We start from the raw sequence: 26,195 nt of genomic DNA, 5'->3' as shown, positions 1-26,195 counted from the left end.
GCGCTTCAGGCTGCGGCCAGCAGCCCGTCCGCCTTCAGCGCGGCATGGGTCTCATCCAGCGATCTGGTGACGCGGGCGATCAATGTGTCGATATCTTCCGGCGTCAGGATCAGCGGCGGCGAGATGATCATCCGGTCGCCGACATGGCGCATCACCAGACCATTGGCAAAACAGCGGTCGCGGCAGATCAGCCCGGCGGTGCCGGGCCCGGCGGCAAAGCCTGCGCGGGTGGCCTTGTCGGGGGTCATCTGGATCGAGCCCATCATGCCCAGGATACGGGCCTCGCCGATCAGCGGATGATCGGCCAGCGCCAGCCATTTTTTCTTGAGATAGGGGGCCGCCACATTGCGGACATGGCCGATGATGTCCTCTTCTTCCAGAATGCGCAGGTTTTCCAGCGCCACGGCGGCGGCAACCGGGTGGCCCGAATAGGTATAGCCATGGTTGAACTCGGCACCGGCGATGGTTTCGGCCACCTCATCGCAGACAACCGACCCGCCGATCGGCGCATAGCCCGAGCTGAGCCCCTTGGCGATGGTCATGATATCGGGCCGGATGCCGAGCGTTTGTGACCCAAACCAATTGCCGGTGCGGCCAAAGCCGCAGATGACCTCATCGGCAATCAGCAGGATCTTGTATTTGTCGCAGATACGCTGGATCTCGGGCCAGTAGCTGTCGGGCGGCACGATGACACCGCCCGCACCCTGCACCGGCTCCGCGATAAAGGCCGCGACGCGATCCTCGCCGATCTCCAGAATGGCCTCTTCCAGCTCGCGGGCGCGCAACAGGCCGAATTCATCGGGCGTCATGTCACCGCCTTCGGCCCACCAATGCGGCTGGCCAATGTGGGTGATATCGGGGATCGGCAAGCCGCCTTGGGCGTGCATATGGGCCATGCCGCCAAGCGACCCGGATCCGACCGAGGAGCCGTGATAGGCGTTTTTGCGGCTGATGATCACCGATTTCGTGGGCGCGCCCTGCAAGGCCCAATAGGTGCGCACCATGCGGATATTGGTGTCATTGGCCTCAGAGCCGCCAGCGGCAAAGAACACATGGTTCAGATCGCCCGGCGCAAGCTCGGCGATTTTTCTGGCCAGCGCGATGGCCGGCACATGGGTGGTCTGGAAAAAGGTATTGTAATAGGGCAATTCGCGCATCTGGCGGGCGGCAACCTCGGCCAGCTCATCGCGGCCATAGCCGATATTGACACACCACAGCCCGGCCATGGCATCGAGCATCTCATTGCCGTCGCTATCGGTCAGGGTGACGCCGCTGGCGCGGGTGATGATGCGGACGCCCTTTTCGGCCAGGGCCGCATTGCCGGTGAACGGGTGCATGTGATGGGCGGCGTCGAGCGCCTGCAATTGGGCGGTGGGCAGGTGGTTGGTGATCATGTTCATCGGCTTGGTATTCCTTTCGCCTCAGACGTTCAGCAGCAGGTGTTGGCGTTCCCAGGGCGATATTTCGCGCTGGTATTCCTCGTTTTCGGCCCGTTTGATATCGCCATAGAGCTGGCAGAACTCCTCCCCCAGGATGGCGCGGATCTCTGTCGCGGCCTCAAAAACCTCCAACGCATCGCTGAGGCTGACGGGCAGGGACTCATCGGCTTCCCAAACCTCGACCTCAACCGCCGGGCGCGGTTCAACCCGGGCGATCATGCCCAGATAGCCGCAGGCCAGTGATGCCGCGATGGCCAGATAGGGGTTGCAATCCATGCCGATCACGCGGTTTTCAACCCGCCGTGCCGCGGGCTCTGAATGCGGGATGCGCAGGCCGGTGGTGCGATTGTCAACGGCCCATTCCAGATTGGCCGGCGCGCTTTGGCCCTCTACCGTGAGCCTGCGATAGGAATTCACGTAAGGGGCCAGCAGCGGCACGACCTGCATCAGGTATTTCTGCGATCCGCCGATGAAATGGTGAAACGCATCGGTTTCGGCCCCGTCCTCGTCGGAAAAGATATTCTGGCCTGTCTGCTTGTCCACGACGCTTTGATGCACATGCATGGCGCTGCCGGGTTCATCGCGGATGGGCTTGGTCATGAAGGTGGCAAAGATGCCGTTCTTCAGCGCCGCCTCACGGATGGTGCGTTTGAAATAGAACACCTGATCGGCCAGTTTCAGCGGGTCGCCATGCAGCAGGTTGATCTCGATCTGACCGGCACCGCCTTCCTGGATCACGGTGTCGATCTTCAGCCCCTGATCTTCGGCAAAATCATAGATCGTGTCGATCACCGGGCCATATTCATCGACCGCGGACATCGAATAGACCTGACGGCTGGCGCCCTTGCGCCCGGTCCGGCCAAGTGGCGGCTCGATGGCCTCGTTGGGGTCTGTGTTGGGCTTGGTCAGGTAGAACTCAAGCTCGGGTGCCACGATCGGTTGCCAGCCCTTGGCATCATAAAGCGCCAGCACCTTGCGCAACACATTGCGCGGCGCAATGCCAAGCGGCGCGCCGTCGCGCGTGGCAAGATCGCAGATGATCTGGGCGGTGGCATCCGTGGCCCACGGAACGGCGGCGGTGGTGGTAAGATCGGGTGTCAGCACCACGTCGCGTTCCATCCACTGGTTTTCGATCTCCATATCGACATATTCGCCGGAAATGGTCTGATAGAAGAGCGAGATCGGCAGATAGAACGTCTCATCGGGTTTGAATTTATACGATGGCATCGCCTTGCCGCGCGAGGTGCCGGCCAGATCGGGGATGATGCATTCGACCTCCTCCAGCCGGCGACCATCGAGATAGTCCAGAAAGGCCTCGGGCAGGGTGGCCAGCCAATCCGCGTCGGATTTCGCTTTTCGGGGCGTTCTCATGGTTAACCTGCCTGGGTGTTGGAGTGGTCGGGCCGGGTGATATTCCGGTTGGCCGCAGAATATGATCAAATATAATTGCCTGTCAATCGCTGCCCCGCGAAGGGGCGTCAAACACCAAGCGACTGGCGTGTCAGATCCAGGCCCTGGCGAATATCTTCCTCGATCGCGCGGGCTGCGGCGACCGGTTCACGCTTGCGCAGCGCGGCCAGCGCCTCGGAATGTTTGTCAGGCAGGTTGGAGGTGCCGTAGCGCCCGCATACGACGCGCAGCGACGGCCCGACCTGCAACCAGAGCGAGATCGCGATCTTGCGCAAGATCGGCGTTTGCGCATAATCATACAGCCGAAAATGAAAGCGATAATTGCTTTCCAGATAGCCCTCGACATCGCCGGTGCTGATCGCGGAATTGACAATATTGTCAAGTGCTTCAAGCTCAGAAATCTGTGTATCGGTAATTTGTTCGGCGGCCAGTTCGACCATCTTGGGTTCAATGGAAAACCGGGCGAAATAGATTTCATCGGCGCGTTTGGCCGAGATGTTGGGCACACAGATGCGCCGGTTGCCAAGGGTCTCCAACGCGCCCTCGGCGGTCAGCCTGCGAATGGCTTCGCGCACCGGGGTTACACCGGCGCCAACGGCGTCTTTGAGGCCCAATATGGTCACCGGCTGGCCCGGAAGAACCGCGCCAAACAGGATCATGTTGCGGATCTTCTTATAGATGGCCTCATGTTCGGGCGGTTTTGGATCGGATGCGTTCAAGAACTGGGCCTTCCCTGCTAACCTGCACCGACGAAACCGATCTCGGCGAAGGAATCACTGTCGGTATCATACAAAATTCTTGCATCGAATCGAAGTTTTGATCAAATAAAAAGAAACAGATGTCCAATCGGGAGAATTACGGATGATGAAAAAAGTCGCAATATTGGCCATGGCGGGATCGATGATCGCGCTTGCCGCCGCCGCCCAGGAAGTGCGGGTCTATAACTGGTCCGACTATATCGATGAGGCGCTGCTGGATCAGTTCGAGGCCGAGACCGGCTATGAGCTGATCTATGACGTGTTCGACAGCAACGAGCTGTTGGAAACCCGGATGCTGGCCGGTGGCTCGGGCTATGATGTGGTGGTGCCCTCGGGCACTTTCCTGCAACGCCAGATCAGCGCCGGCGCATTCCAGCCGCTGGATATGTCCCTGCTGCCCAATGCCGGTAACATCTGGGATGTGATCACGGCGCGGACCGAACAATACGACCCCGGCAACGCCTATTCGATCAACTACATGTGGGGCACCACGGGCATCGGCGCAGACGTGAACCGGGTGCGTGAGATCCTGGGCGAAGATGCGCCGATCGCGTCGCTCGAGCTGGTGTTCAACCCCGAAAACATGGCAGCACTGGCCGAATGCGGCGTGTATTTTCTGGACGCGCCGACCGAGATGATCCCGGCCGCGCTGACCTATATCGGCGAAGATCCCGACAGCCAGGACCCGGATGTTCTGGCCCTGGCGGAACCGGTTCTGGCGGCCGTGCGCCCTTATGTGCAGAACTTTCACAGCTCGGAATATATCAATGCGCTGGCCAATGGTGATATCTGCGTGGCCTTCGGCTGGTCCGGTGACATTCTGCAGGCACGTGACCGCGCCGCCGAGGCCGATAACGGCGTCGAGATTGTCTATAATGCGCCCACTGAGGGCGCGCTGATGTGGTTTGACCAGATGGCCATTCCGGTCGATGCGCCGAACCCCGAAGGCGCGCATGCCTTCCTCAACTTCATCCTGGATGCCGAGAATATGGCGGCGGCGTCGAACTATGTCTATTACGCCAATGGCAACCTCGCGTCACAGGAGTTTCTGGTTGAGGATGTGATCGATGATCCGGCCATCTACCCCGATGAGGCAACGCTGGAAAACCTGTATACCACGTCGCCTTATGACCCGCGCATTCAGCGGATTGTCACCCGGATGTGGACCCGGATCAAATCGGGCATTTGACCTCGGCTGACTGACCGAAACCTGACATGCCCGGCATAGCGCCCGGGCATGTCCCCCCCCTTTTGCCGTCTCCGGAAAGGATCTGCCATGTCCGTTGCTGAAACCGCCCCTTGGCTTGACCCGGACCAGATCCCGTTGATCCGGTTTGACCGCGTCACCAAGCGGTTCGGTGCCTTTACCGCGGTCGACGACATCGACCTCACTATCTACCACAAGGAATTTTTCGCGCTTCTGGGGCCTTCGGGCTGTGGCAAGACCACGTTGATGCGGATGCTGGCGGGGTTCGAAGCGGCAACCGAGGGCACCATCACCATCGGCGGGCAGGACATGGCAGGCATTCCGCCAAACCGGCGCGAGGTGAACATGATGTTCCAGTCCTACGCGCTGTTCCCGCATCTCAGCGTCTATGACAATATCGCCTTTGGGCTGAAACGCTCGGCGATGGGAAAAGACCAGATCGCTGCCCGCGTCGATGAAATGCTGCGCCTGACCCGGCTGGAGAAATTCGCCCGCCGCAAGCCGCATCAGATTTCGGGCGGACAGCGACAGCGCGTCGCCCTGGCGCGGTCGCTGGCCAAGGCACCCAAGCTGTTGCTGCTGGATGAGCCGCTTGGCGCGCTGGACAAGAAGCTGCGCCAGGATACCCAGTTCGAACTGATGGATATTCAGGAAAAGACCGGGACCACATTCGTGATCGTGACCCATGATCAGGAGGAAGCGATGACCGTGGCCAGCCGGGTTGCGGTGATGGATCACGGCAAGATCATCCAGGTCGACACGCCGCCGCGCATCTATGAAAGCCCGATATCGGTCTATGTCGCGGATTTCATCGGTGATGTGAACCTGATCCGTGGCAATGCGCGCGCCCTGCCCGACGGTCTGGCCAGCGTAGCCTGGGCCGAAGGCGCGCCCGAGATCATGGGCACGGCAGGCGAAGGCATCGGCGCATCCGCCCCCGCGACCTTTGTGATCCGGCCCGAAAAAGTGGCCATTTCGGCCGACCGCCCCACCGACCGCCACAATGTGGTGCAGGGCAGGATCCACGATATCGCCTATCTGGGCAATATCTCGACCTATCATGTGCAACTGCCGAACGGGCAGATATTCAAGGCACAGACCGCCAATAACCGCCGCCTGTCGCAGCGCAGTTTCACCTGGGAGGATGAGGTATACCTGTCCTGGACAGACACTGCCGGCCTTGTGCTGGCCGGGTAGGGGGCTGATATGAACCTTGCCCGCCGCACCCTGATTGGTATTCCCTACCTGTGGCTTTTGCTGCTGTTTCTGGTGCCTTTCGGGATCATCTTCAAAATCTCACTGTCGGATATGGCGCTGGCGATCCCGCCTTATGCGCCGGCGCTGGATCTGTCCCAGGGCTGGAGCGGTATCCGCGATTTCATTGCGGGCCTGGATTGGGAGAACTACATTTTCCTGACCGAGGATGATCTGTATTGGCGGGCCTATCTGTCGAGCCTGCGGATCGCGCTGATATCAACCGTTCTTGCGCTGCTTGTCGGTTTCCCCATCGCCTATGGCATGGCCAACGCGTCGTCGGAATGGCGCCCGACATTGATGATGCTGGTGATCTTGCCGTTCTGGACCAGTTTCCTGATCCGGGTTTATGCCTGGATCGGCATTCTCAGCAATGAGGGGTTCCTGAACCAGTTTCTGCTCTGGACCGGCATCATTTCCACCCCGCTGATGATCATGAACACACCGACCGCAGTCTATATCGGTATCGTCTATACCTATCTGCCCTTCATGATCCTGCCCATTTACGCCACCTTGGAACGTCTGGACGGGTCGCTTCTGGAAGCGGCCGAAGATCTGGGCTGCAGCCGCGCCTCGGCCTTTTGGCTGATCACTGTTCCGCTGTCGAAATCAGGCGTCATCGCGGGCTGTTTTCTGGTCTTTATCCCGGCCCTTGGTGAATTCGTGATCCCCTCGCTACTGGGCGGATCCTCGACGCTGATGATCGGCAAGGTGCTGTGGGAGGAATTTTTCAACAACCGTGACTGGCCGGTGGCCTCTGCCGTCGCGATCATCTTGCTGCTGATCCTCGTGATCCCGATCATCCTGTTTCAAAAGAACCAGGAAAAGCAAGCGGAGGCCGAGGCATGAGACGCTTTACCTGGTTCAATGCCACCGCGCTGACGCTTGGCTTTGCCTTCCTCTATATCCCGATGATCATTTTGGTGATCTACAGCTTCAACTCGTCGCGTCTGGTCACGGTCTGGGCCGGGTTTTCGACCCGCTGGTATGGCGAGCTGTTTCAGAATGAGGCCTTTCTGGATGCGGCCTGGGTGACGCTCAGGGTCGGGTTGATTTCTTCGCTGATTGCCACGGTATTGGGCACCATGGCGGCCTATGTGCTGGTGCGCGGCGGAAAATTCAGGGGCCGGACGCTGTTTTCCGGGATGATCTTTGCGCCTTTGGTGATGCCCGAAGTGATCACCGGCCTGTCGCTTTTGCTGCTGTTCATTTCGATCGGGCTGGATCGCGGCCTCGTCACCATCATTCTGGCCCATACCACGTTTTCGATGTGCTTCGTTTCGGTCGTCGTTTCCTCGCGACTGGTGACTTTCGACCGATCGCTCGAGGAGGCCGCGCTGGATCTTGGCTGCAGCCCGTTTGATGCCTTCAGATCGGTGACCCTGCCGATTATCGCGCCTGCCGTGATCTCGGGCTGGCTTCTGGCCTTCACCCTGTCGCTGGATGATCTGGTGATTGCGTCCTTCACCTCGGGGCCATCGGCCACCACGCTGCCGATCAAGATATTCTCTTCGGTGCGCCTCGGCGTCAGCCCGGAAATCAACGCGCTGTCTGCGATCATGATTTCGCTGGTCACCATCGGCGTGGTCACCGCGTCGCTGGTCACCAAACGCCGGATCACAAAACAAAAGCAAGACGAACAAATGGCAGAGCAGGCAGTCGCATGAAACAGGAATATGAGGCCTATTGTGCCCGCCACGGGGCCCCCGGGCGGATTGAACTGATGCTGTGTGACATCAACGCGGTCCTGCGTGGCAAATGGCTGCCAGGTGACGCGGTGGATAAACTGGCATCGGGCGCGGTGCGGCTGCCCTATTCCACTTACGCACCCGCGATCATGGGCAATGAGGTGGAGGCAACCGGGCTTGGCATCATCGTGGGCGATCCCGATGGCAGCCTGATCCCGGTGCCCGGATCCTTGCGGCAGGTGCCCTGGATGCCCGGCAATGTGGCGCAGATGCAGGTCGAAATGCTGACCCCCGAAGGGGCTGCCAGCCCGATCTCGCCGCGCGGCATTCTGGAACGGATGCTGGCGCGGTTCAAATCGCATGGCTGGCACCCTGTGGTGGCGACCGAGCTTGAGTTCTACATCCTGCGCCCGCGCGCCAAGGCCTATGATGCGCCCAAACCGCCGAAACGCACACCGGCGGCGCAGAATTATGATCTGGAAGTGGTGTCGCGGCAGGAAACCATCCTGACCGAGATCCTGGCGACCTGCGAGACCCAGGGGCTGGAGACCGACACCCTGATTGCCGAATACGGGCCCGGCCAGTTCGAGGTCAATTTTCACCATACCGAAGATGTTCTGGCCGCCGCCGATACGGCGCTGCTGTTTCGCAGGCTGGTGCGGGGCATTGTTGACCGGCACGGCATGGAAGCGACCTTCATGGCCAAACCCTATGCCGAGGCGCCGGGCAACGGGATGCATGTGCATGCCTCGGTTCTGGACGATGCCGGGGCCAATATCTTCATCCCCGAGGGCGATGGCCCGTCACAGGTGTTGAAGAATGCCGTTGCAGGCGTGCTGGATACGATGGAGGAATTGCAGGCGATCTTTGCGCCGCATATGAATTCATACCGCCGGTTCCAGCCCAAAAGCTTTGCGCCCTCCTCGCCCGATTGGGGGTTCGACAATCGCGCCGCCGGCGTGCGCCTGCCGGAAATTCACGGGCCTGCCGCACGCCTTGAACACCGCATCAGCGGGGCCGATGTGAACCCCTATCTGGTGTTGACCGCAATTCTGGGCGGCATGTTGCACGGGTTGGAAACCGCGCCGCCGCTTGGCCTGCCGATCGATCACCCCGATGCCAAACGCGCAGAGCCGCTTGGCCATGATTGGTTTGACGCGGTGGAACGGTTTGCGGCATCAGATCTGGCGGGGCAGATCTTTGGTGTGGAATTTCGCGATGTCTATACGGCCGTGAAACGCGACGAGGTGCAGACCCTGACCGGCATGATCACGCCGGTCGAATACCAGTATTACCTCAGCCGGTTGTGACCCCGCATGCGCCTTTATGAAGATATGGCCTATGGCCCTGGGCCCATTGCCGACAGTTTCTGGCCCACCACCGTTGAGACGGCCCCCGAACATGACGCGTTGAGCGGCACGGCGCGGGCCGATGTGGCGGTGATTGGGGCAGGCTATACCGGGCTGAACGCCGCCCTGACATTGGCGCAGGCGGGCCGCGATGTGGTGGTGCTGGAGGCGGAGCAGCCGGGATGGGGCGCATCGGGGCGCAATGGCGGGTTTTGTTGCCTGGGTGGGGCCAAGGCCGGACCGCAGGCCTTTCTGCGCCGCTTCAGCGCGGAGGAAACCCGCGGCTATTACCGGGCTGAGCGCGCCGCGGTCGATCATGTGGCGGCGCTGCTGGATACGCATGGGATTGACGCCGACACCCATTCGCGCGGTGAAACCCTGCTGGCGCACAGGCCGCGCGATGTGGCGGCGCTGCATGTATGGGCCGATGAAATTCGTCATTGGTATCAGGCAGATCCTGCGTTTCTGCCGCAAGACGCGCTGGCCGAACATGGGCTCGCCAGCCCTGAATTTCATGGGGCCTTGACCAATCCGGTGGGTTTTGCGCTCAACCCGATGAAATATGTTCTCGGGCTGGCGCGGGCGGCGGAAGATGCCGGTGTGCGGATATTCGGGCGCTCCGCCGTGATCGCGGTTGCGCGCGACGGGGAGTATATTCTGCGCACAGGCCGCGGGCAGTTACGCGCGAAAACCGTGATATTCGCCACCAATGGCTATAGCCGCGATGATCTTCCGGGCTGGTTTTCGGGCCGCTATCTGCCGGTGCAGTCCAATGTGCTGGTGACCCGGCCGTTAACGGCGGATGAGTTGGCCGCGCAGGGCTGGACCAGCGACCAGATGTGCTATGACACCCGCCATCTGTTGCATTATTTCCGCCTGATGCCCGATCAGCGGATGCTTTTCGGGCTGCGCGGGGCGATGCGCGTGACACTTGCGGAACATGAAAAGATGCGGGCGCTGGCGCGGGCCGATTTCGACCGGATATTTCCGGCATGGCGGCATGTTGAAACGCCCCACTTCTGGTCGGGCCTGGCCAATCTTGCACGCAACCTGATGCCCTTTGCCGGCCCCGTGCCGGGGATGGAGGGGGCCTATGCGGCGCTGTGCTATCACGGCAATGGCGTGGCGATGGGAAGCTATGCCGGGCGGCTTCTGGCGGCGCAGATCACCCGCGACGGCCCGGCCACGCCCGCCCCCATGCGCCGCCCCTTGAGGCGCTTTGAACTTGGCCGCTTCCGACGTCTGGTGCTGCCGGTGGCCTATCGGTTATACGGGTTTCAGGACCAGGGATAAATCATGACAGACAAACCCATCATCGGCGTGCTGGAAACCGGCCGCCCGCCCGAGGAACTGGCCCCCGATCACGGTGATTACAGGGCCATGATTGCGTCCTGGATCGGGGAGGATGTGGCCGATTACAAGGGGTTCGCGGTGCTGGGTGGCGAATTTCCAGGCGACCCGGGGGATGCCGATCTCTGGATCATTACCGGGTCGAAATTCGGGGCCTATGAGGATCATCCCTGGATCGCGCCGCTGGAGCGGTTCATCCGCGCCTGCCGCGATGCGGGCCGCCCGATGATGGGGATCTGTTTTGGCCATCAGATCATCGCACAGGCGCTTGGCGGTTTGGTGCGCAAATCATCCAGGGGATGGGGGCTGGGCATCCATGATTATGCCCCGGTAGATTGGCCCGCGGATCTGGGCCCGGCACCTGCGAATATCGCGTTGCAGGCCTATCATCAGGATCAGGTCGAGCAATTGCCCGAGGGCGCGCGGCGGATTGCGCGATCTGATTTTTGCGAGAATGCGGCGCTTTGGTATCCCGGCTTTGCCCTGACGGTGCAGGGTCACCCGGAATTTTGCAAACCCTATGCCCGGGCGCTGCTGGAGTTTCGCAAGGGCACGGTTCTGGACCCTTCGGCGGTTGAGGCGGCGCAGGCGGGCATGGAGCGCAGCGACACAAGCGCCGATCTGGCCCGGCTTATCCGGGACCGTCTGCTGGTGTGATCTGCCCTTCCAGCCAGGATCTGAGCGCGGCCAGCGGCGGGTAATCGGCCTGCGCCCTTGGCCAGACCAGATAATAGGCCCCAAAGACATGCGGGCCATCGCCGGGCAGCGCCACAAGACGACCGGCCGCCAGATCCTCTCCGATCAGAAACCGCGGCACCAGCGCCGCGCCAAGCCCCTGTCTGGCGGCTTCGATCATGGTGGCGAACTGGTCGAACTGGACCATCACCCTGTCAGGTGCCTCATGCCCGAATGACATGAACCAACGACGCCAAGCGCCCTTGCGGCTGGCCAGTTGCAGGCGCGGCAGACCGGCAATATCGGCCGGCGTTTCGGCCTCATGCCCGGCCAGAAGGGAAGGGGCAATGACGGCGATGCTTTCCTCTGGCATCAGTTTCAGGAACCCGGCACCGGGCCAGTCACGGTGGCCGAAATGGATGGCGGCATGGATGCCCTCCTGCACCATGTCGAAAGGGGCGGTGCGGGTCGTCAGATTGACCGTCACGCCGGGATGGGCGGCCATGAAATCGGGCAGGCGCGGGGCCAGCCACGAAGTGCCGAACGCAGGCAGAATCGCCAGATTAAGCAGGCCGCCCTGCGGGTTTGATTGCAGCGATACCGTGGCATTGGCGATCAGCGAGACCGCCTGCCGGATGTCGCTTGCATAGGCGCGCCCCGGCGGGGTCAGCGCCATCCGTTTGCGGGTCCGATGAAACAGGTTTTGACCGACACGGGCCTCGAGCTTCTGGATCTGGCGGCTGACCGCGCCTTGGGTCAGGTCCAGCTCGGCTGCGGCAGCGGTGACCGATCCAAGCCGCGCCACCGCTTCAAAGGCGGCAAGCCAGGGCAGGGGGGGCAGAAAGCGGCGCGGCAAAGACATTCCGTTTTGTAATGAATATCGGTCAGAATGTCGATGGCAGTGCACCCTTCAGTTCCGCTAAACTATGTGGCAACACCAACGGACAGGACATTGCCATGACGCTGAAAGCCAAAGACGCCCCCGATCTCAACGGTTTCACATGGGATGACGCCCTGCTGCTGGAACGTCAGTTGAGCGAGGATGAACGGATGCTGCGCGATGCGGCGCGCAATTTCGCGCAGGATGAATTGCAGCCGCGTGTGATTGCGGCCTATGCGCAGGAAACCGTGGCCCCGGAGCTTTTTCCGCTGATGGGGCAGGCGGGGCTGTTGGGGGCGACCTTGCCCGAGGAATATGGCGGTTTGGGCGCGGGCTATGTCACCTATGGGCTGATCGCGCGCGAGATCGAGCGTGTCGATAGCGGCTATCGGTCGATGATGTCGGTGCAATCCAGCCTGGTGATCTATCCGATCTATGCCTATGGGTCCGAGGCGCAGCGCCGGAAATACCTGCCGGGCCTCAGCGATGGATCATTGATCGGCTGTTTCGGGCTGACCGAACCCGATGCCGGATCGGACCCCGGAGCGATGACAACCCGGGCTGAAAAGACGCCGACGGGCTATCGGCTGACCGGCACCAAGATGTGGATCTCGAACGCGCCGATTGCCGATGTCTTTGTGGTCTGGGCCAAATCCGATGCCCATGACGGGCGCATCCGCGGTTTCGTGCTGGACAAGGGCATGGCCGGGCTGTCGGCCCCGAAGATCGACGGCAAGCAATCGCTGCGGGCCAGTGTCACCGGCGAGATCGTGATGCAGGGTGTCGAGGTCGGCGAGGAGGCCCTGTTGCCAAATGCGGAAGGGCTGAAGGGCCCGTTCGGCTGCCTCAACCGGGCGCGCTATGGCATTGCCTGGGGCGTGATGGGCGCGGCCGAGTTCTGCTGGCATGGGGCGCGGCAATACGGGCTGGATCGCAAGCAGTTCCGCAAGCCCCTGGCGCAGACGCAGCTTTTTCAGAAAAAGCTGGCCGATATGCAGACCGAGATCACGCTTGGGCTGCAGGGCGCGCTGCGGGTGGGGCGGCTGATGGATGAGGCGCAGGCCGCGCCCGAGATGATCAGCCTGATCAAACGCAACAATTGCGGCAAGGCGCTGGATATCGCGCGGATGTCGCGCGACATGCATGGCGGCAACGGGATTTCCGAGGAATTTCAAGTCATTCGCCACATGATGAACCTTGAGACGGTGAATACCTATGAGGGCACGCATGATGTTCATGCGCTGATCCTGGGGCGTGCGCAGACCGGGCTTCAGGCGTTTTTCTAGGGGGATTGCGCATGCAATCACCCCCGGCAGCACATTGTTTGCAATGTGCGAGAGGGAAGGGGGATTGCGCATGCAATCACCCCCCGGCAGCAGATTGTTTGCAATATGCGAGAGGGAAGGGGCCTGAGCGTCTCATGACCGCGCCAACCGGCACCTGCGCGCCTTACTTTGCCCGGATCATCCCGGCGGCTTTTTCGGCAATCATCACCGTCGGCGCATTGGTGTTGCCCGAGGTGATGGTGGGCATGATCGAGGCATCGACCACGCGCAGGCGCTCGATGCCGTTGACGCGCAGTTCGGGGTCCACCACGGCCGCGTCATCGGGCCCCATGCGCGCGGTGCCGACGGGGTGGAATATGGTGGTGCCGATCCGGGCCGCGGCGCGGGCAAGATCGGCGTCGCTTTGATCTCCCAGACCGGGGCGCAATTCGTCTGGCTGGTAGCGCGCCAGCGGCGCTTGCGCCACGATGGTGCGTGTCAGCCGGATGGCGGCGACGGCGACGCGCCGGTCGGCTTGGGTCGACAGGTAATTCGGCGCAATCGCGGGGTCGGCCCGCGGGTCGGGCGATGTCAGCCGCACGCTGCCCCGGCTTTGCGGGCGCAGATGACAGACCGATGCGGTGAAGGCCGGGAACGGGTCCAGCGGCTCACCAAAGGCCGCCAGGCTGAGCGGCTGCACGTGAAATTCCAGATCGGGCGTCTCGATATCCGGGCCGGAGCGGGCAAAAGCGCCAAGCTGCGACGGGGCCATCGACATCGGGCCGGATCGTTTCAGCGCATATTCCAGCGCGATCCGGGCCTTGCCGAACAGGCTGGCGGAAAGCTGGTTCAGGGTTGTCACGCCCTTCACCCGCCAGGCACAGCGCAGTTGCAGATGGTCTTGCAGGTTGGACCCGACCCCGGCGGCGTCATGGATGACGGCGATGCCGTGATCGCGCAAATGCGCCCCCGGGCCGATCCCCGACAGCATCAGCAATTGCGGCGACCCGATAGCACCGGCGGACAGGATCACCTCGCGCGCTGCCATCGCCATGGCGGGCTGCCCATCCTTGCGAAACCGCACGCCGGTGGCGCGGCGGTCGGTCAAGATCAGGCTTTCGGCCTGCGCGCCGGTGATCACGGTCAGATTGGCACGGTGGCGGGCCGGTTTCAGGAAGGCGCTGGCCGTGCTCCAGCGCCAGCCGCGCCGCTGATTGACCTGAAAATACCCGACGCCCGCATTGTCGCCGGTGTTGAAATCATCGGTGCGCGGGATGCCCGCCGCCTCGGCGGCATCGGCGAAAGCATCGAGGATTTCCCAACTCAGGCGTTGTTCCTCCACCCGCCATTCGCCATCCGCGCCATGGCTGTCGCTGGCCCCGGCGAAATGACCCTCGGATTTGCGGAAATGCGGCAGCACATCGTCCCAGCCCCATCCTGGGTTGCCCATCTGGCGCCAGAGGTCATAATCGCGCGCCTGGCCGCGCATATAGATCATGCCGTTGATGGCCGAACAGCCGCCCAGGATGCGCCCGCGCGGATAGAGGATGGACCGCCCGCCCAGGCCCGGTTCGGCCTCGGTCTGGAACATCCAGTCAGTGCGCGGATTGCCGATGCAATAGAGGTAGCCGACCGGGATCCTGGTCCAGATGTAATTGTCCCTGCCGCCCGCCTCCAGCAGCAGAACGCGGGTTGAGGCGTCCTCGCTGAGCCGATTTGCCAGAACGCAGCCCGCCGATCCTGCGCCGATGATGACATAGTCGAACCTGCCGAAATCCTTCATCGATATCGCCGCTTTCGACAGGCAGTGCGGCCGGGCATTGGCATCAAAGCAGAGTTGGTGCGGGCGGTGGGACTCGAACCCACACGGGCACAGGGCCCTTCAGATTTTAAGTCTGATATGTCTACCATTCCATCACGCCCGCAAAGCCCCGGTCCGAGACCTTACAGCTAGCGCGCGGGGGCAAGCCTGCCTAGGGTCAGGACCCATTAATCCTGCGCCGCTGGCGCTGATTTGCCAAAATATCAGTGGTTTGGCGTGCGCCGTCAATGGTGGCCCCATTTTCAAGCGCGCCGAGACGCTGAGATGAAGGCAAATCAGCGTCCCTTGGATTTGACGGATTTTCCCACTGACCGCGTTGCGGGGCTTTGAAAATCAACCAGATTGACATGCGCGCCCCGCGCCTTGTCAGAGAAAAAATCTGTCAAACCAGTGGCGCAGGCTTAATGGGTCCTCACCCTCGGGTCAAAGCAGGGTCAATCCCGCCCGCCGGCGAATTTTTCCTGCCAGCCCTGCCGGTCTTCATCCGAGATCTTGGCAAACAGCATCTCGGGGACGGTAAAGGCGTGGCCCGGTTCCAGGCTTGCCAGCGCGTCGCCGATAGTGTCGGGCCAGTCTGCATCTTCGGCCCCCATTGCGGCCAGCATGGTCTTTGACGCATCCGGGATGAAGGGCGCGGACAGGACCGCATAGAGCCGGATCAGATTCAGCGACAGGCGGATAATGGCTGCCGCCCGGTCGGGGTCGGTCTTGAACGCGGCCCAGGGTGCGGTTGATTGCAGATATTCGTTGCCGGCCACCCAGATGGCGCGCAGCTCGGCCGCCGATTTGCGGATCTCCATCGCCTCCATATGGGTCTGATAGGCATCCAGCCTTGCCTGCAGATCCGCCACCAGGGCCAGTTCCTGTTCGCCGTAATCGCCGCCATCGGGCACGACCTCGCCAAATTTGGCACGGCAGAACTTGGTCACGCGGCTGACGAAATTGCCAAGCACATCGGCCAGATCCTTGTTGACGCTGGCCTGGAAGTTTTCCCAGGTGAATTCACTGTCGCTGCTTTCGGGGGCATGGGACAGCAGCCACCAGCGCCAGTAATCGGCGGGCAGGATCGCCAGCGCCTGATCCATGAACACGCCGCGCCCCTGCGAGGTGCTGAACTGGCCGCCATCATAATTGAGGTAATTGAACGATTTGATGTAATCGACCAGCTTCCATGGCTCGCCCGAGCCCATGATGGTGGCCGGAAAGCCGAGGGTGTGGAACGGCACGTTATCCTTGCCCATGAACTGGACATAGCGCACGTCATCGGCCCCCTTATCGGTGCGCCACCAGCGTTCCCAGTCATCCCCCTTGCCGGCATCGACCCATTCGGCGGCGCAGGCGATATATTCGATCGGCGCATCGAACCAGACATAGAAAACCTTGCCCTCCATCCCCGGCCAGTCGGCATCGCCCTTCTTGACCGGAATGCCCCAATCGAGATCGCGGGTGATGCCTCGATCTTGCAGCCCGTCCCCGTCATTGAGCCATTTTTTCGCAATCGAGGTGGTCAGGAGCGGCCAGTCTTTCTTGCTGTCGATCCAGTCGCTCAAGCGGTCGCGCATCGAGGCCTGACGCAGATAGAGATGTTTGGTCTCGCGGACCTCCAGGTCGGTCGATCCGGAAATGGCGCTGCGCGGGTTGATCAGGTCGGTGGGATCCAGCTGCTTGGTGCAGTTTTCGCATTGATCACCGCGGGCGCGGTCATAGCCGCAATTGGGGCAGGTGCCTTCAATATAGCGGTCTGGCAGGAACCGTTTATCGGCATGCGAATAGACCTGTTTTTCGCTGGCTTCGCGGATCAGCCCGGCCTCGGCCAGACGGCCCGCGAAATGCTGTGTCAGGCGGTGGTTCTGCGGGCTGGAGGAGCGCCCGAAATGGTCGAAAGACAGGCGAAAGCCTTCGGCAATATCGGATTGAACGGCGTGCATCTCGGCGCAATATTCCGCGACCGGCTGGCCGGCCTTGGCGGCGGCCAGTTCGGCGGGGGTGCCATGTTCGTCGGTGGCGCAGAGAAACAGCACCTCATGGCCGCGGGCGCGCATATACCGGGCATAAAGATCGGCGGGCAACTGGCTGCCGATCAGATTGCCCAAATGCTTGATCCCGTTGATGTAAGGGATTGCCGAGGTGATGAGGATTCGTGCCATGGCGTAACCGTTTGATAATTTCGCAGTCCCGTTTAGCCTACCGCAATCCGAAGGACTAGCCGTTTTGCGCCGGTGGTTATTTTGCCGGCAGGCGATGGCTTTGTATTTGGTGGGCCGGGCCGGGGCTGAATGATTTTCTGTCGGGATCAGTCTTTGTCCGAAGTTCGCCGGAACAGGCGGCCGATGCTGAAACCGGTGCGCGGAATCCAGACATGGCGGGGCCGCGATGGCGCAGGCGCGGAGAAGCGCTATCAGCGCTGCCGAAAACCCCATCCGTTCATGATCCTTGGCCCAATCATGCGCGTGGGCAGCCGAGATCGAACAGATCGGCATGGTGACAGGGCCAAAGCCAAAGGCGGTCATGGCGGGCGGCGCGCTCAGGCCGGCTCCAATGCCTCAGCCACTTCCACGACGGCCCCTTTGGCCCCGGCGCGCAGCTGCCAGCTTTGCGGCGGGGCGGTGCGGGCGCGCAGGCGGGCAAGCTGCCAGCGGCTGTCATCGTGGTGATGATCCGGGGCCAGGTGCCAGCGGCTTTCGACCCCCGCCGCGCCGCCGGTCCCCGGCGTCAGCAGCAGCGCCAGCGGGGCCGCGCGGGCGGCACCGGTCTCAGCCACCGCGCGGCCCCCGGCCTCGGCCGCCAGATGCAGGCGGCGCACCGGGGTCAGCGGCGGTGGCGCAGGCAATTCGCCCACCACCAGCGGCACGGCCCCGGCGCGCAGACCTTCCTCCAGCACCCACAGCAGATCTTCGGCCCGCGTCACCTCAACCGTGATCAGGCGGCCGGGGTCAATCAGCCGCTGCACCCCGGCCATATGCAACCGGTCGGGGTGCCAGGCGGGGCGGACCCACAGGATCGGCCCGTCGCCGCCCGCCGCCACCCAAAGCGCAAGCCTGCGCCGGGCCGAGCCGCAAAGTTCATGCGCGCGCATCCGGGCCAGATCGAACCGGCCCAGAAACCGCGCCATCGCGGGGCGCCGGGCAGAGGAATGGGAGAGAGGCGCGTGGGGCATGTCATCAGGTTACATGTTCGCTAAATGTTCTGCAATCCCCGCCTTGCACCTGCCGCCCGGTCCCGTAGGCTGCGCGGCCTGAACAGAGCAGAGGAACCACGATATGCGCAGCATCCCCCTAGGATCGACCGGAGACACCATATCGGAACTGTGCCTTGGCACCATGACCTGGGGCACGCAGACCCCGCCCGAGGATGCGTTTCGCCAGATGGATCAATGCCTTGAGGCCGGTATCACCATCATCGACACTGCCGAGATGTATCCGGTCAACCCGGTGCGCCCCGAAACCGTGGGCACCAGTGAGGCCATCATCGGCCAATGGAACGCGGCCAACCCGGCGCGGCGCGGCGATTATCTGCTGGCCACCAAGATTTCAGGCCTGAACGAACGGTTCGTGCGCCCGGGAGAACCGATCACCGGCAAGACCCTGCGCGCGGCGTTGGAGGCATCATTGGCGCGCTGCCAGAGCGATTACATCGACATCTATCAGCTGCACTGGCCCAATCGCGGATCCTTCCAGTTTCGGCAGAACTGGAGCTATGACCCCTCCGGGCAGGACAAGGCCGAGACGCTGGCGCATATGAACGATGTGCTGGAGGAGGCCGGAAAGCTGGTGGCTGAGGGCAAGATGCGCCATTTCGCCCTGTCCAATGAAAGCGCCTGGGGCACCAGCCAATGGCTGCGGATCGCCGAGGATCGGGGCCTGCCGCGGGTGCAGACGATGCAGAATGAATATTCGCTGCTATGCCGGATGTATGATACCGATATGGCGGAAATGGCGGTGAATGAGGCGGTGACGCTCTTGGCCTTTTCGCCTTTGGCCTGCGGCTTGCTGACCGGCAAATATCAAGGCGGCGCGGTGCCCGAGGGATCGCGCAAATCATTGGTGCCGGAACTGGGCGGGCGCTGGAGCGCGCGGGTGAACCCGGCGGTCGATGCCTATCTGGCGATTGCCGACAAACACGGGCTGGATCCGGTTGCGATGGCACTGGCCTGGTTGCAGAGCCGCCCGTTCCCGGTTTCAGCCATTTTCGGGGCGACTACATCGGCGCAGCTGGCGCGTATTCTGCCCGCCGCCGGGATGGTGCTTGGGCAGGATGTTCTGGACGATATCGCGGTGGCGCATAGGGCCCATCCGATGCCTTACTGACGCGCCGCGCGCAGCGCCGAGATTGAGCTGGCGAATTGCCTGCGAAAGGCGCGCGCCAGGGTCGAGGGGCCGGAAAACCCGGTGCGCAGGGCAATCTCCTGCACCGAAAGCCCTGTATCCATCGCCAGCCTGCGGGCCTCGTTCAGGCGCAGGCGCAGAAAGAAGGTGCCGGGGCCGGTTTCCAGATGTTGGCGGAACAGCATTTCCAGTCGGCGCGGCGACAGGCCTTGCGCGCGGGCGATGGCGGCAATGGCGGGGGGGTCTTCCATCTCGGCCTCCATGATCGCAATGGCGCGGGCCACCGGCGGCGCGAGGCTGGACAGGCGGGCCTGGCTGACCAGACGTTGCGGGCTTGGCCGGTCGACCGGATCATAGAGCAGCGCATTGGCAACCTGCCCGGCCAAGTCGGCCCCGTGATGGCTGCGGATCAGGTGCAGCATCAGATCCAGGCAAGGCGCGGCCCCGCCGGTGGTCAGCGCCGGGCCGTCGATGACATAGCGGTCGGGGCTTGGTTCCAGGTCGGGAAAGGCGTTGGCGAAAGCCTCCAGATCTTCCCAATGCGTGGTGGCGCGGTGCCCGTTCAGAAGACCCGCGCGCGCCAGCACCCAAGGCCCGCCATCGACGCCGCAATAGGGGATGTTGCGGGCCCGCAATTGCCGCAGCCAAGCGCGCAGGGCAGGGGTGGCATGGGCATCGAGGCGAAACCCCGCCACAAGGATCAGCAGATCCATATCGGCATGCATCGGCAGCGGGTCTGCATGCAGGTCGATGCCGGTCGTCAACGTGACGCGGCCGCCTTTCGGGCTGAGCAGCTGCCAGTCATAAAGCGGCTTTCCGGCGCGCCGGTTGGCGGCGCGAAACGGGTCCAGTGCCGCGGCCAGCGACATCAGGTTGCTGTCGGGCAGAAGCAGCAGACCGATGCGGAACGGCTTTTCTGATTTGGCTGCGGAATGTGTCATACCGGCTTCGTATATCGCAAAGCGGGCCGCCACAATCTGTTCTCTCATATCGGCAAATATCAGACCAGGAGGCCGCCCATGCCCATGACCCCATCGCGTGACGTTTTCATCACCTGTGCCGTGACCGGATCGGGCGGCACGCAGGACCGGTCACCGCATGTGCCGCGCAGCCCCGAGGCGATTGCCGACAGTGCGATTGCGGCGGCGCGGGCGGGGGCGGCGATTGTCCATTGCCATGTGCGCGACCCCGAAACCGGGGTGCCGTCGCGTGATACCGGGCTGTATCGCGAGGTGACCGACCGCATTCGCGCCGCCGATATCGATATGGTGTTGAACCTGACCGCCGGAATGGGCGGCGATCTGGTGCTTGGCGGCGATGAGGCCCCGCTGCCTGCCGGTCCGGGCACCGATATGGCGGGCGCGACCGAACGGCTGGCGCATGTGATGGAATGCCGCCCCGAGATCTGCACGCTCGATTGCGGCACGATGAATTTCGCCGAGGCCGATTACATCATGGTCAATTCCCCCGGCATGCTGCGTGCGATGGGAAAGATGATGACCGACGCGGGCGTAAAGCCCGAGATCGAGGCCTTTGACACCGGCCATCTGTGGTTCGCCAAGCAATTGGTCACTGAGGGTATTCTGGACGACCCCGCGCTGGTGCAGCTTTGCATGGGCGTGCCCTGGGGCGCGCCCGATGATCTCAATACCTTCATGGCGATGGTCAATAATGTGCCCGAGAACTGGGTATTTTCGGCGTTCTCGCTTGGCCGCAACGAGATGATGATGGCGGCGGCCTCGGTTCTGGCGGGGGGCCATGTGCGGGTCGGGCTGGAGGATAATCTGTGGCTTGAAAAGGGCGTGCTGGCGACCAATGCGCAGCTTGTGGAGCGCGCGCGCCAGGTGGTCGAGGGCATGGGCGCGCGGATCATGGGGCCGGAAGAGGTGCGTGCGAAACTGGGTCTCGTGAAACGGGCCCCGGTGGGATGACGGGGCTTGCGGGGGCCCGGATTCTGATCACCGGCGGTGCCGCCGGCATTGGCCTTGTGATGGCCGAACGTTTCGCGGCAGAAGGCGCGCGGTCTCAGCGAGGCAGAGCTGCGCGCGAACGACGTCAGGGGCATGTCGATGAAAACATGGGTCGAGACCGATGACATCGCCGATATGGCGCTGTTTCCGGCATCGGATATGGGGCGCAGGATCTCTGGCCAGGCAATGGCCGTGGACGGGCATGCGGAAACGATCGGAGACTGAAGAATGGCACGGGTAGCGGCAGTTCTGGGGGGCGGTGTGATTGGCGGCGGATGGGCGGCGCGGTTTTTGCTGATGGGGTGGGATGTGCGGGTGTTCGACCCCGCGCCAATGGCCGAGGCCGCGATTGGCGCGATGCTGGAGCGCGCCCGCGCGGCGCTGCCGGCGCTCTATGATGTGGCGCTGCCCGCAGAGGGCGTGTTGAGCTTTCATGCCACCATCAGCGAGGCGGTGGCGGGCGCGGAATGGATTCAGGAAAGCGTGCCGGAGCGGCTGGAGTTGAAACGCAAGCTCTATCAACAGGTGCAATCGGTGTGCGATGCGTCGGCGATCATCGCGTCTTCGACCTCGGGCTTCATGCCGTCGGAATTGCAGGGCTGTGCGACCCGGCCCGAGCAGATCATCGTGGCCCATCCGTTCAACCCGGTCTATCTGCTGCCGCTGGTGGAGCTTGTCGGATCCGATGCGACCGGTGCCGAGGTGCTGGACAGGGCCGAGGGGGTGTTGCGGGGGCTGGGCATGTCGCCCTTGCGGGTGCGCGCCGAGATCCCGGCCCATATTGCCGACCGGTTCCTTGAAGCGGTCTGGCGCGAGGCGCTGTGGCTGGTCAGGGACGGGGTGGCGACCACCGCGGAGATTGACGAGGCCATCCGCATGGGATTTGGCCTGCGATGGGGTCAGATGGGGCTGTTCGAGACCTACCGGGTGGCCGGTGGGCCGGCCGGAATGAAGCATTTCATCGCCCAGTTCGGCCCGGCGCTGGAATGGCCCTGGACCAGGCTGATGGATGTGCCCGAGCTGGATGATGCGCTGATCGACAAGATCGCGGCGCAATCGGAGGCGCAATCGGGGCATCTGAGTATCGCCGAGCTGGAGAGGCTGCGCGATGGCAATCTGATCGGCATGATGCGCAGCCTGAAGGCGCGCGGCGCGGCGGCGGGGGCGGTTCTGGTGGCGCATGAGGCAGAGATCACGCCGCCCGCCCCGGATCTGATGGCCCCGATGCAGACGCTGGACCGCGTGGTGCCGCCCGATTGGGGGGATCAGAACGATCACATGAACGAGGCGCGGTATCTGCAGGCGATATCGGAGGCCTGCGACCGGTTTCTGCTTTGGGTGGGGGTGACGCCGGATTATGTGGCTTCGGGCGGCAGCTGGTTCACGGTGGAGAACCATATCCGGCATCTGGGCGAAGTGCGGATCGGGGCGCGGATCGGGGTGGTGACGCAGGTATTGGCAGGGGCCGGCAAGAAGCTGCATCTGTTTCATTCGATCTATTGCGGCGCGGATCTGGTGGCGACGGGCGAACAGATGCTGCTGCATGTCAGCCTGGAAAGCCGCCGGGTGGCCCCGCCTGCGCCTGAAATGGCCGATTTGATTGCGGCGATTGCCAAGGCGCATCAGGATTTTGCAAAGCCCGAGGGGGTGGGGGCCGCGATTGGGATGACATAGGCGGTTTCGACCCGCAAGCGGGCCGACCGGGGGCGGCCCGGCTCAAGCCCCCCTGACGGGGAGCCTTCGCCGGGCCGCGTTGCCACGGGAGTGCCGGGTGGGTGTGGTGGTGATGGCATATGGTGCGTCCAGTGGCGGGTTCGGGCGCCTCCCCTTATGGCGGCATGCGCCGCCTGCCGGGCAATGGGCAGGGATATTTGACGGCGCAAAGAAGCGAGCGGGTGATTATTCGATGCGCTGTCTGAGCTCGCCCAAGATGGCCGGAACAGTATCGGCGCAGGTGGCGGAGTCGCGCACCAGCCAGTCGAAATTCCGGGTCACGGCCTGGACCCGGTCACGGTCACGGAAGGCCACATAGTAGCGCCCCAGATAGATCGCCGCCAGCTTGGGCCCGAACACCGTGATCGGGGCGGAATAGACCCGGCGCGCATCGTAAAGGATGAGGCGCAGCGTCGGGTAGAGCTGATCATAGACCTGCGCCAGCCAATCAATCTGTTCGCGCCGCGCATTGGGGGCCAGCCCCGCGAAATAGCCGCGACCGGTGGCGAAATTTTCCAGGCGGTGCAGCGGCATGGCAATCTCGTAATCGCATCGGGTGCTGCGCATCCAGTCATAGCGTGCGCTGGCGGCGGCAATTGCCTGTCCCGGCGAGCGGTTCATGGTCGGGGCGTATTCCCATTCCATCACGGCATGGGTTTTCAGCATATCGGGCAGGGTGGCGGGGACATGGCGGATCTTGTGGCCTGCTGCCTCGCGGTGCCAGGCGAAGATCTTGTCATCGGCGGAGCTGGCGCGTTCGGCCTCGGTCAGGGTGGTGGCCAGCAGGCTGCCGGCCTTTTCGGAACGATCCGAGAGGCCGAGCAGCCAGTCGGAGGAGACCTCCAGCGCTTTGGCGCAGCCCGCGACCAGATGGCCGCCCGGCATCCGGGCATCGCCTGCGGTAAGAAGCTGGGTGATGGTGGAGCGGTCAACCCCGGTGGCCCGCGCCAACGCGGCGCGGCTGAGCCCCGATTGCAGCATGGCCGCTGACAGGCGGGCGCGAAACAGGGCGGCGCGGTCGAGTTTGCTGATATTATTGTGCATTGTTGATTAATATCACCAATGTTGACGAATTGTAGAGTTTTTACCAACTGCCGCTCCGATGCGTGCCTTGTTAAGGAATGCGGGCAGGGCTGTTTACGGCTTTTGCACTCCTGAAAAATTCTGACGGAAAGGATGCCGATGCGTGTCGAATGGCCGACCTTTGGTTTGATTGCAATAACTTACGCATTGTGGGCGGTCGGGCTGTTCTGGCTGTCGGTCTTGTGGCTGCCATTGGCTTTTCTGGCCGTGCTTGTCGCAATCGTGCTGAATTCATCGCTGCAGCATGAGGCGTGCCATGGCCACCCGTTTCCCGGCCATGCCACCCTGGGCGGCGCGCTGACCTATCCGGCGCTGAACCTCAGCATTCCGTATGAGCGGTTTCGCGATACCCATCTGGAACATCACCGCGATGCCAATCTGACCGATCCTTATGACGACCCGGAAAGCAATTATCTGGACCCGGATATGTGGCAGGGGATGGGCGCGCCGATGCGGGTCGTGCTGCGGGCCAATAACACGCTGCTTGGGCGCATATTGCTTGGGCCTGCCATCAGCCAGGTGGCGTTCATGGCCGGTGATCTGAGGCTGATCCGGGGCGGCGACCGCGTGGTTTTGCGGGGTTGGGCCGGGCATATGGTGAGCGTTGTGGTGATCTTGTGGCTGGTGGCGGTCTCGCCGATGCCTGTCTGGCTCTATCTGATCGCGGCCTATCTGGGGCTTGGGGTCTTGAAGATCCGCACTTTTCTGGAACATCAGGCACATGAAAAAATGCGTGCGCGCACGGTGGTGATCGAGGATCGCGGAATTTTGGCTTTTTTGTTCCTGAACAACAATTTCCACGTCGTCCATCACATGCATCCGCGGCTGGCCTGGTACAAATTGCCGGGGCTTTATTTTGCCAACCGGGAAAAATACCTCAGCCGCAATGATGGCTACAGGTTCCGCAACTATGGGGAGGTGTTCCGGGCGTTTTTCTGGCGCGCCAAGGATCCGGTGCCGCATCCGCTCTGGCCGCAGGATTGATGCGAGGGGCCATCGGCGCGATGCAGCGCCATGCCGATCTGGGTTTCGGTCATGATTTTCGCCGCCTTCCTGCAGAAGCCGCGGTTTCTTTTACAACCTCATCTGAAGGTCACGACCCTGCCGACCGGCGGCGCGACCTGGTCGCGGGTCTGGCCGCGCTGACGGATCCTGACCCCATGTGACGGCGCTTGACCAGATCGATCTGGTTTTCACCGTTCTTTTCTCGCTATTGTGGCTGAAAGAGAGATCATCGAGCAAGGAAACAGGTGGCATCGCGTTGATTGCCCGGCACCTTCCGATCATCATCCGGGGGGGCGCTGTTTTGAGCATAATCCTGACGATCGCGCCGGTTTTCGTGCTGATCTGCCTGGGCTATCTGCTGCGCCGCGGCGGCATCCCTTCGACCGAGTTCTGGAACCTCAATGACCGGCTGGTCTATTTCCTGCTGATGCCGGCGCTGTTTTTCGTGCGCATTTCAACCGCCGATCTGTCTGGGGCGACGTTGATCCCGCTGGCGGGCACCCTTTATGCCGGGTTCTTTCTGGCGCTTGGCTTTGGCGTGCTGGCAGGCCGGGTGTTGCGGCGCGATGGCCCTGTGGCCAGCTCGATCATGCAAGGTGCCGGGCGGTTCAACACTTTCATCGCGCTGGCCGTGGCCGAGGCGCTTTACGGGGTCGCGGGCTTGCAGATCGCGGTGCTGGCGGCGGCGCTTTTGGTGCCGGTGGTCAACCTTTCGGTGGTCAGCCTGTTTGCCGTGATGGTGCCGCAACCGGGCAAGCGGCCGGTTCTGGTGGCGCTGAAGGGGCTGGCGTTGAACCCGCTGATCCTGTCGATTCTGGCGGGGATCGCGGCCAATCTGTTGGGCTTTGACCAGGTTCCGGTCCTGCATGACAGCCTGTCGATCCTGGGGGCTGCGGCCTTGCCGATCATGCTGCTTTGCGTCGGCGCGAACCTGAAACTGCGGGGGCTGTCGGCTGATGCGCTGCCCATATCGGCATCCCTGTTGGGCAAGCTGGTGCTTTT

At 62.7% G+C, this 26,195-nt stretch carries 25 protein-coding genes and 1 tRNA gene; 15 read left to right on the top strand and 11 right to left on the bottom strand.

Going from position 1 to position 26,195, the window contains the following annotated elements; all coding sequences use genetic code 11:
- Nucleotides 1-5 precede the first annotated feature (5 nt).
- From ACW8PS_RS00880 to ACW8PS_RS00870, 3 genes are all read right to left on the bottom strand, one after another.
- Entirely contained in the window at nt 6-1,400 is a 1,395-nt protein-coding gene (locus tag ACW8PS_RS00880) for an aspartate aminotransferase family protein (protein WP_491525361.1), read from the bottom strand.
- 21 nt (nt 1,401-1,421) lie between these two features.
- Nucleotides 1,422-2,810: a glutamine synthetase family protein gene (locus tag ACW8PS_RS00875; protein ID WP_491525360.1), complete on the bottom strand. Its 1,389-nt coding sequence runs from the start codon at nt 2,808-2,810 to the stop codon at nt 1,422-1,424.
- A gap of 107 nt (nt 2,811-2,917) precedes the next feature.
- A complete protein-coding gene (locus ACW8PS_RS00870; protein ID WP_491525359.1) occupies nt 2,918-3,568 on the bottom strand; it encodes a GntR family transcriptional regulator in 651 nt (216 codons plus the stop codon).
- A gap of 145 nt (nt 3,569-3,713) precedes the next feature.
- Here ACW8PS_RS00870 and ACW8PS_RS00865 point away from each other — a divergent pair, with 145 nt between their 5' ends.
- The 7 genes from ACW8PS_RS00865 (at nt 3,714) to ACW8PS_RS00835 (ending at nt 11,112) form a co-directional block, all read left to right on the top strand.
- Nucleotides 3,714-4,796 carry a polyamine ABC transporter substrate-binding protein gene (locus ACW8PS_RS00865; RefSeq protein WP_491525372.1) on the top strand — a complete coding sequence of 361 codons (1,083 nt, stop codon included), beginning with the start codon at nt 3,714-3,716 and terminating at the stop codon, nt 4,794-4,796.
- 87 nt (nt 4,797-4,883) lie between these two features.
- Nucleotides 4,884-6,011, top strand: a complete 1,128-nt coding sequence (locus tag ACW8PS_RS00860) for an ABC transporter ATP-binding protein (protein WP_491525358.1) — start codon at nt 4,884-4,886, stop codon at nt 6,009-6,011.
- Between the two features lie 9 nt (nt 6,012-6,020).
- Nucleotides 6,021-6,917, top strand: a complete 897-nt coding sequence (locus tag ACW8PS_RS00855) for an ABC transporter permease subunit (protein ID WP_491525357.1) — start codon at nt 6,021-6,023, stop codon at nt 6,915-6,917.
- The gene (locus ACW8PS_RS00850) at nt 6,914-7,735 is read left to right on the top strand and encodes an ABC transporter permease (RefSeq protein WP_491525356.1); all 822 of its coding nucleotides are present in this window, start codon (nt 6,914-6,916) and stop codon (nt 7,733-7,735) included. The genes ACW8PS_RS00855 and ACW8PS_RS00850 overlap by 4 nt, the downstream gene beginning before the upstream one ends.
- Entirely contained in the window at nt 7,732-9,066 is a 1,335-nt protein-coding gene (locus ACW8PS_RS00845) for a glutamine synthetase family protein (protein WP_491525355.1), read from the top strand. Before ACW8PS_RS00850 ends, ACW8PS_RS00845 begins: the two co-directional genes overlap by 4 nt.
- A 6-nt stretch (nt 9,067-9,072) precedes the next feature.
- Nucleotides 9,073-10,398 carry an NAD(P)/FAD-dependent oxidoreductase gene (locus tag ACW8PS_RS00840; RefSeq protein ID WP_491525354.1) on the top strand — a complete coding sequence of 442 codons (1,326 nt, stop codon included), beginning with the start codon at nt 9,073-9,075 and terminating at the stop codon, nt 10,396-10,398.
- A 3-nt stretch (nt 10,399-10,401) separates the two neighbouring features.
- A complete protein-coding gene (locus ACW8PS_RS00835; RefSeq protein WP_491525353.1) occupies nt 10,402-11,112 on the top strand; it encodes a type 1 glutamine amidotransferase in 711 nt (236 codons plus the stop codon).
- Here the strand turns inward: ACW8PS_RS00835 and ACW8PS_RS00830 are convergent.
- Nucleotides 11,087-11,992 (bottom strand): LysR family transcriptional regulator, encoded by a 906-nt coding sequence (locus ACW8PS_RS00830; protein ID WP_491525352.1) that lies wholly within the window; start codon nt 11,990-11,992, stop codon nt 11,087-11,089. The genes ACW8PS_RS00835 and ACW8PS_RS00830 overlap by 26 nt on opposite strands.
- 95 nt (nt 11,993-12,087) lie before the next feature.
- Between ACW8PS_RS00830 and ACW8PS_RS00825 the strand changes: the two genes are divergently transcribed.
- Nucleotides 12,088-13,296, top strand: coding sequence for an acyl-CoA dehydrogenase (locus ACW8PS_RS00825; protein WP_491525351.1), 1,209 nt, complete (start codon nt 12,088-12,090; stop codon nt 13,294-13,296).
- Nucleotides 13,297-13,459: 163 nt separating this feature from the next.
- On the opposite strand, the gene ACW8PS_RS00820 is transcribed toward ACW8PS_RS00825, so the two are convergent.
- The 5 genes from ACW8PS_RS00820 to ACW8PS_RS00800 form a co-directional block, all read right to left on the bottom strand.
- Complete coding sequence (locus ACW8PS_RS00820; RefSeq protein WP_491525350.1) at nt 13,460-15,058, bottom strand: GMC family oxidoreductase; 1,599 nt, start codon at nt 15,056-15,058, stop codon at nt 13,460-13,462.
- A 55-nt stretch (nt 15,059-15,113) separates the two neighbouring features.
- Nucleotides 15,114-15,200: transfer RNA gene (locus ACW8PS_RS00815), tRNA-Leu, on the bottom strand.
- Between the two features lie 54 nt (nt 15,201-15,254).
- Nucleotides 15,255-15,446: a hypothetical protein gene (locus ACW8PS_RS00810; RefSeq protein ID WP_491525349.1), complete on the bottom strand. Its 192-nt coding sequence runs from the start codon at nt 15,444-15,446 to the stop codon at nt 15,255-15,257.
- An 85-nt stretch (nt 15,447-15,531) separates the two neighbouring features.
- On the bottom strand, nt 15,532-17,244 hold the full coding sequence (metG, locus tag ACW8PS_RS00805) for a methionine--tRNA ligase (protein ID WP_491525348.1): 1,713 nt from the start codon (nt 17,242-17,244) through the stop codon (nt 15,532-15,534).
- Nucleotides 17,245-17,621: 377 nt separating this feature from the next.
- On the bottom strand, nt 17,622-18,209 hold the full coding sequence (locus tag ACW8PS_RS00800; protein ID WP_491525347.1) for an ImuA family protein: 588 nt from the start codon (nt 18,207-18,209) through the stop codon (nt 17,622-17,624).
- Nucleotides 18,210-18,357: 148 nt separating this feature from the next.
- Between ACW8PS_RS00800 and ACW8PS_RS00795 the strand changes: the two genes are divergently transcribed.
- A complete protein-coding gene (locus ACW8PS_RS00795) occupies nt 18,358-19,404 on the top strand; it encodes an aldo/keto reductase (RefSeq protein ID WP_491525346.1) in 1,047 nt (348 codons plus the stop codon).
- Here ACW8PS_RS00795 and ACW8PS_RS00790 read toward each other — a convergent pair.
- On the bottom strand, nt 19,398-20,363 hold the full coding sequence (locus ACW8PS_RS00790) for a GlxA family transcriptional regulator (RefSeq protein ID WP_491525345.1): 966 nt from the start codon (nt 20,361-20,363) through the stop codon (nt 19,398-19,400). The two genes, ACW8PS_RS00795 and ACW8PS_RS00790, sit on opposite strands and share 7 nt — an antisense overlap.
- A gap of 78 nt (nt 20,364-20,441) precedes the next feature.
- On the opposite strand from ACW8PS_RS00790, the gene bcoG reads away from it, so the two are divergent.
- The 3 genes from bcoG to ACW8PS_RS00775 all read left to right on the top strand — a co-directional run bounded on the left by bcoG (nt 20,442) and on the right by ACW8PS_RS00775 (nt 23,066).
- A complete protein-coding gene (bcoG, locus tag ACW8PS_RS00785; RefSeq protein WP_491525344.1) occupies nt 20,442-21,353 on the top strand; it encodes a 3-dehydrocarnitine:acetyl-CoA trimethylamine transferase BcoG in 912 nt (303 codons plus the stop codon).
- A 138-nt stretch (nt 21,354-21,491) separates the two neighbouring features.
- Complete coding sequence (locus ACW8PS_RS00780; RefSeq protein ID WP_491525343.1) at nt 21,492-21,617, top strand: hypothetical protein; 126 nt, start codon at nt 21,492-21,494, stop codon at nt 21,615-21,617.
- A gap of 3 nt (nt 21,618-21,620) precedes the next feature.
- Nucleotides 21,621-23,066: a carnitine 3-dehydrogenase gene (locus ACW8PS_RS00775; RefSeq protein ID WP_491525342.1), complete on the top strand. Its 1,446-nt coding sequence runs from the start codon at nt 21,621-21,623 to the stop codon at nt 23,064-23,066.
- A 225-nt stretch (nt 23,067-23,291) separates the two neighbouring features.
- Here the strand turns inward: ACW8PS_RS00775 and ACW8PS_RS00770 are convergent, their stop codons facing one another.
- A complete protein-coding gene (locus ACW8PS_RS00770) occupies nt 23,292-24,149 on the bottom strand; it encodes a helix-turn-helix domain-containing protein (RefSeq protein WP_491525341.1) in 858 nt (285 codons plus the stop codon).
- Nucleotides 24,150-24,287: 138 nt separating this feature from the next.
- On the opposite strand from ACW8PS_RS00770, the gene ACW8PS_RS00765 reads away from it, so the two are divergent.
- The 3 genes from ACW8PS_RS00765 to ACW8PS_RS00755 form a co-directional block, all read left to right on the top strand.
- Complete coding sequence (locus tag ACW8PS_RS00765; RefSeq protein WP_491525340.1) at nt 24,288-25,172, top strand: fatty acid desaturase; 885 nt, start codon at nt 24,288-24,290, stop codon at nt 25,170-25,172.
- 30 nt (nt 25,173-25,202) lie between these two features.
- A complete protein-coding gene (locus ACW8PS_RS00760) occupies nt 25,203-25,334 on the top strand; it encodes a hypothetical protein (RefSeq protein ID WP_491525339.1) in 132 nt (43 codons plus the stop codon).
- Between the two features lie 16 nt (nt 25,335-25,350).
- On the top strand, nt 25,351-26,195 hold an 845-nt coding region (locus ACW8PS_RS00755; protein WP_491525338.1), incomplete at its 3' end, for an AEC family transporter.

Source organism: Alterinioella sp., assembly GCF_058343375.1.
The sequence above is the reverse complement of the archived record's forward strand: the minus strand, read 5'-3'. Positions and strand labels throughout refer to the sequence as shown.